Here is a 5,627-nt window from a genome sequence, read left to right on the forward strand (position 1 = left end):
GTGGGCGGCGGAGCGGAGCCGGCGCGCGGTGTTCTGGCTGAGCGGCCTGGGGTGCCTGGTGGTGGAGGCGTTCCTGCTGGCGGGGGACATGGCGCGGCATCCGCACCTGTACGCGGCGACGCTGTATGAGCGCTCGGAGGTGACGGCGGCGGTGCTGCGGGGACTGAGCGGCACGCAGCCGTCGGGGTGGATATTCGCGGCGCTGGTGCTGCCGGTGTTGAGCGTCCTGGCGGTGGTGGGGCGGTGTCTGTCGGAGTCACCCCGCTGGCGCGGCGTGCTGGGCGGCGTGACGGCCGCGGCGGCGGTGGCGGGCTTCACGGGGCTGGGGCTGACGCGGACGGCAGGCGGGGCGGAGTCCGGCGCGCCCGTCCGGCCGAACCTGCTCATCCTGGCATCGGACGGGCTGCGGCCGGATCACCTGTCGGGCAACGGCTATCCGCGGGCGACGTCGCCGAACATCGACCGGCTGATGGAGGAAGGCACGCGCTTCAACGACGCGGTGGTGCAGGTGCCGCGCACGGCGCCGTCGTGGACGACGCTGCTCACGTCGCAGTACGCGGGCGAGCACCCGGTGGTGCACACGCTGGTGGGACGCGAGGCGCGCGAGACGAAGCTCACGACGCTGGCCACGGTGCTGGAGACGCAGGGCTACCGCACGGCGGTGGTGGCGGACTACGCGGGGGACCACTTCTCGCGGTTCCCGTATGGGTTCCAGGTGGTGTCCGCGCCGGACTTCCGCTTTCCGGACCTGGTGCGGCAGCGGATGCTGATCACCCATGTGGCGCTGCTGCCGTGGACGGCGCTGGCACCGGGGCTGTTCAAGGAACGGGGCGAGTTCCCCGAGCTGACGGACCCGGCCCCGCTGCGCACGCGGGTGCGGCATGTGCTGGATGGACTGCCGGAGGACGCGCCGTTCGCGATGGTCGTGTTCGCGTCGTCCACGCACTTCCCCTACGCCGCGCCGTGGCCGCTGGAGGGACAGTACGTGGAGCATGGCTACCGCGGGCCGTGGCGCTTCGGTGCAACGCCTCGGATGGAGGTGGATCCGGAAGCGCCCGCGCCGACGCCGGACGACGTCGCGGCGCTGGCGGCGAACTACGACGCGGCGGTGCGGACCTTCGACGGGCTCGTGGGGAACGTGCGCGCGGACCTGGAGCGGCGGGGCCGGTGGGACGACACGCTGGTGGTCCTGGTATCGGACCATGGTGAGCACCTGGAGGACGAGGGACTGGGCCAGGGCCACGGGGACCATCTGTGGGGCAGCGCGGGGCTGCGCATCCCGTTCGTGGTGCGGCTGCCCGGACAGGTGGCCTCAGGGCGGGAGGTGACGCAGCGGGCGCGTTCGCTGGACGTGGCGCCCACGGTGCTGGACCTCTTGGGTGTGCCCGCGCCGGAGTCGTTCCGGGGGCGCTCGTTGGCATTGCTCACGCGTCCGGGGGCTGAGCCGAAGCCGCTGCCGGATGTGCCCGCGCTGATTGAAACGGACGTGTGGTTCAGCGACCGGGATGGTCAGCCGTACCAGACGGTGCGCATGCCGTATCCGTGGCTGTATGAGATTGCCATGGTGGAGGGGGACACCGGAGAGATTGCCCTCAAGCCGGAGTGGGAAGGACCCGTGCGCCGTGCGCGGCACCGGGGTTTGTATCTGGGGCGGTGGAAGCTGTTGGAGCTGCCCACGCCGGACGGGGTGCGCGTGCAGCTCTTCGACACGGTGGCGGATCCCGCGGAGCTGCGTGACGTGGCGGGAGACCATCCGAACGTCGTGGCCACGTTGAGGGAGAAGCTCGCGGCGGAGCTGCCGGATGCGTCGGGCGAGGCTCGCGGTGCCGTGGGCCCCTGATGACTACGAGCCGGCGAGCACGGCGGGTTCCGGGGACCGGGCATCCATCCGCCGCAGCGCCGTCACCACGCCCACGAACACCAGCGAGCACACCGCCAGCAACGTCACGTGCACGGAGGTTGGCAGCTGCGCGGTGGACGGCGCGTAGCGTGACACCAGGAACGACGTCAGGTTGTTGAGGATGTGGACGAAGATTGGCAGCCGCAGACTTCCCGTGCGCTCCGCGAGCCAGCCCAGGAACAGGCCCATCACCAGGGCCATGGGGCTGTGGATGGGATCCAGGTGCAGGATGCCGAAAAGCGTCGCGGCTCCGGCGATGCCGGCCGTGCGTCCCCAACGCTCCACCAGCCGCGTCTGCACATAGCCCCGGAAGAAGAGCTCCTCCGCCGTGCCCGCCACCAACGTGCCGAAGAAGAGCAAGAGCGCGAAGGTCGCGAACGGACCCTGGCTCGTGGCCTGCAATCCCTTCAGCGACGCCGTGTAATCCCATACACCCGTGAGCACGGACAGGCTCTCCATCGCCTGCCCCAGCGTGAAGCAGCCCACCAGCGCGGCCCCCCAGGCCCACGCGGGCACCGGTGTCCCCTTCTCCAATCGCAGCCGTTCCTTCAGGGGCTTCGGCGACAGGAACCCGCCCAGGAGCGCGGCGGCCAGCCCCAGGGTGCTGGAGATCATCACGCCCGCCACGAGCAGCCAGGGCCTCGTCTTGAGCCGCTCCGTCATGGCCTGGATTGCCTCGCTGTCCCGGGGGTCCACGCCCGAGCGGAGCATCTCCACCGCCATCGCGATGCTGGCCACGATGACGCCCCCCACGAGGATCGCCGTCAGCAGCAGCATGAACGCCACCAGCACCGTCCACACGCGCGGACGCGGTGATACGGAAATTGGAATGCTGGCGGCGGAGGACGGCTCGGAAGGGGAATCCATGGCGGACGATGGTAGCGCCCCAGTTTGAGCGAGAGGAGACGGACCTCATCACCGAGAAGTTCAAGCTGTCGGAGGTCAAGGCCACAGGCTGCTCTAGCAACGGGCCTCCACCTCCGAGTGGCGGAGGCAGCCGGATTCAAACCCGCAGACAAGGTGATAGGCCCCCCCCAGCAGGGCGTGCAGTTACCCGCTCTCTCCCTGCTTTCGCTCGGACTCAACATCCTGCCTCGTCCCAGCCTGTTCCCTGGTGTGCCCCCTCAATCCACACTGGAGTGGCACACTGGGGGCACATGGCGACTCCTTCACCGGCTCGAAGGACCACCACTTCCGATCAGACTTCCTCGTCGGGTAGGAGCGTCCGGAGCAGTTCGTCGTCAGGACCGAGCGGACGCCAGCCAGCGGGGGGAGGCGACGCGCGAAGTGCCGCCCTGGCCAATCTGACCCGCTCCTTGTGCGTATCAGGGGTGTAGGCAGTCCACGACCCGAGCGCCATGGCAACCTCGCCACGGCTTGCGTCGTCCAGCACCTCCGGCCAGCCATTCGGGAAACGCTCGGACAGTTCGCGCACGAGCACGTCACGAACAAAGCTCGTGACCTGCTTGCGCTGCTCCGCCTCGTACAGCAACCCACTCAACACTTGCACCGCCGCGACGTCATCTCTGCCAAGCTCATCGGCAAGCGCGTACAGCGGGACAGCAGGGCGCGCATCGGCAAAGGCAGTGAGCGAGTCGTAGCCGCGCGCACGAACTCGTTCGTACAGGCGTGCTCTGATGTTGCCCCGCCAAGCGTCTCCGCCGCTCATCTTCCTCTCCCAGGAGTGAAGCTCATCGGGATTCCATAGTCCCGCATACGCTTCGCTACTTCCTTCAAGATCTCATTCCGCGTCATCAGGCGTCCAGCTTCAACCTCAGCTTCACGTAGTAACTCCATGATCATCCGGTTCCATTCGCCGGGCCATGTGCGTCCCAGCTTCCAGTTCCCCCCGCCGTGGATCGCCTCGTGGTGGGCCTTCTCCATCCGGACGCAAAACTGGTCGATGTCCATGTCACCCTTGAAGCCGCGCTGCTCGAACCACTTGCGCTGCTCCTGCGGCAGCACATGGTGTTTCGGAGCGTCCGACATGCCCGCCCCCGCCCTGCCCGTCACCTGCATGCCGCGCACCTCGGGGCTGTCCCCCAGCGCGTCGCGCACGCCCTTGGGCAAGTCCTGATGCGCCTGCGCCATCGTGACCTGTCCGCCCTGAATGAGGACGGCCGCGCCGACGGCAGGCACGGAGATGACCCCCGCCTGCACGAGCCTTCGCATCATCTCCACCCACTCGGCGGAGACCACCATCCGCGAGCCCACCATGACGCCCCCCGAACGCATCACGAGGCCCACGCCAAGCGTCATCGGGGCCGAGGGCGGCACGCGTGGCATTGCCATCTTCATGGTGGAGATCATCGTGACCATCTCCACTGCCTGCATCGCCGCGATGACCTGCCCGCCAAGCTTCAGGGTCTCGCGGGTCTCCCGCTGGAGCGTGTCGAATTCACGCGTCAGCTTCCCCATCAGCTCGGGCATCGCGGTTGTCGCCGCCTCCACCCGCTCCGGGTCCAGTGAGGCGAGGTCCGTCAGCGTGGGCTCCATCAGCCCCTGCACGCGATACAGGTCCGCGAAGAGCTTCTCGACGCTGCACATGGGGCAGTTGCGGAGCACGGCGTCCGCGAGGTGCAGGAAGTCCACCCAGGTGGCCAGCAGGAGGGTCCCAAACCAGGCCGCCTGGAGTTTCGGCCCCGTCATGCGAAGCAGGCCCAACTCCATGTCCGTGTCGCCGACTTCCGAGGCCGCATCCGTCAACACGGTGGCGCTCCCAAGCGCGGCATGAAGCCACGTCACCTGCTTGGAGCCTTGGTCGAGGTAGCGCGTGAAGACGCCGGTGAGGCTCCAGCCCCAGGGGTCTGGAGGACGGGCCGCCAGCCTGGTGAACGCGGCCTCGACGCCGCGCAGGGAGCCTTTCACTTCGTCCGCGGCGTCGAGGACTGCCTGCCGCGTCGATGCAGCGCTCCGGGCCCCGCCCCCAGCGGCTGCCTCCCTGCTGACGTCTCCCACGGCTGTCACGTCGTCACGCGGCTGCTGGCGGCGCAGGAGCCGTTGCTCAGACCCGGAGAGGACGCGTGGGAGAGCGTTCCATGCGCGCGGGGGCTCATCGTTCGGAGCCTCCACCCACGCGGGCGCGGAGTCCTCTCGCGGCGCATGGCTCAAGCTTCGGCCACGCCCAGGCACCTGCGACACGGAGGCGCATCCCGTGGCCAGCAGCACCAGGGCCAGCAAGAGGGCGTCAGCGCGCATTGTCCACCCCCAGGCCCACCGAGGCGAACGCCCCCGGCCGCAGTGTCCCTTCCGGCGTGGGGAACAGCAGTGTGCCGCCCGTCCCCATCGCGTAGAGCTTCCCGCCCAGCAATCGCCAGCGGACCTCGGCGGACCCCAGGTAGCGCGCTCCCGGTTGTCCCATGCCCATTCCCAGCCCCTTCAACGCCACTTCGAGGCTGCGCGCGAAGAGCTGCACCGCCACGCGCCCATCCACGTCGAAGCGGCCCCACGAGAAGGCTTCCGCGCCCAGCGACAGCTTCAGGTGCTTGGAGAGGCCGCCGTAACGGACAGCGTCCCAGCCCACCTCCGCCTCGCCATGGGCTGAGTACCCGTCCGGGAAGGGGGACTCCGCCAGAGGTACTCCCTCCGGCCCCGCCCCCTTGAAGCGAGCCAATTCGTAGTCCGGGCCGAAGTAGCCTTGACGGAAGCCGCCGTGCTGCCTGCGCATCTCCAATCGCAGCCGCATGTCCAGCGTGGGCGTCACCGCATCCGCGCCCGCTCCCACCAC

The 5,627-nt window shown here is 69.1% G+C and carries 4 protein-coding genes and 1 pseudogene; 1 reads left to right on the forward strand and 4 read right to left on the reverse strand.

Going from position 1 to position 5,627, the window contains the following annotated elements:
* The coding region (locus tag D7X32_RS42830; RefSeq protein WP_120608252.1) for a sulfatase family protein at positions 1–1,840 on the forward strand (1,840 nt) is incomplete at its 5' end.
* A gap of 3 nt (positions 1,841–1,843) precedes the next feature.
* Here the strand turns inward: D7X32_RS42830 and D7X32_RS42835 are convergent.
* From D7X32_RS42835 to D7X32_RS42850, 4 genes and pseudogenes are all read right to left on the reverse strand, one after another.
* Positions 1,844–2,767: a CPBP family intramembrane glutamic endopeptidase gene (locus D7X32_RS42835; RefSeq protein ID WP_120608253.1), complete on the reverse strand. Its 924-nt coding sequence runs from the start codon at positions 2,765–2,767 to the stop codon at positions 1,844–1,846.
* Between the two features lie 331 nt (positions 2,768–3,098).
* Positions 3,099–3,569, reverse strand: coding sequence for an NUDIX hydrolase (locus D7X32_RS42840; RefSeq protein ID WP_120608254.1), 471 nt, complete (start codon positions 3,567–3,569; stop codon positions 3,099–3,101).
* A complete protein-coding gene (locus D7X32_RS42845; protein ID WP_341868176.1) occupies positions 3,566–4,768 on the reverse strand; it encodes a DUF2380 domain-containing protein in 1,203 nt (400 codons plus the stop codon). The genes D7X32_RS42840 and D7X32_RS42845 overlap by 4 nt, the downstream gene beginning before the upstream one ends.
* Positions 4,769–5,087: 319 nt before the next feature.
* Positions 5,088–5,627, reverse strand: a pseudogene (locus tag D7X32_RS42850) (hypothetical protein); the annotation flags it as partial.

This window comes from Corallococcus carmarthensis, assembly GCF_003611695.1.
Lineage (GTDB): Bacteria > Myxococcota > Myxococcia > Myxococcales > Myxococcaceae > Corallococcus > Corallococcus carmarthensis.

Excerpts from the sequence above, each read along its gene's own strand:
- D7X32_RS42835 (WP_120608253.1), bottom strand. The coding sequence starts at position 2,767 with ATGGATTCCCCTTCCGAGCCGTCCTCCGCCGCCAGCATTCCAATTTCC.
- D7X32_RS42840 (WP_120608254.1), bottom strand. The coding sequence starts at position 3,569 with ATGAGCGGCGGAGACGCTTGGCGGGGCAACATCAGAGCACGCCTGTAC.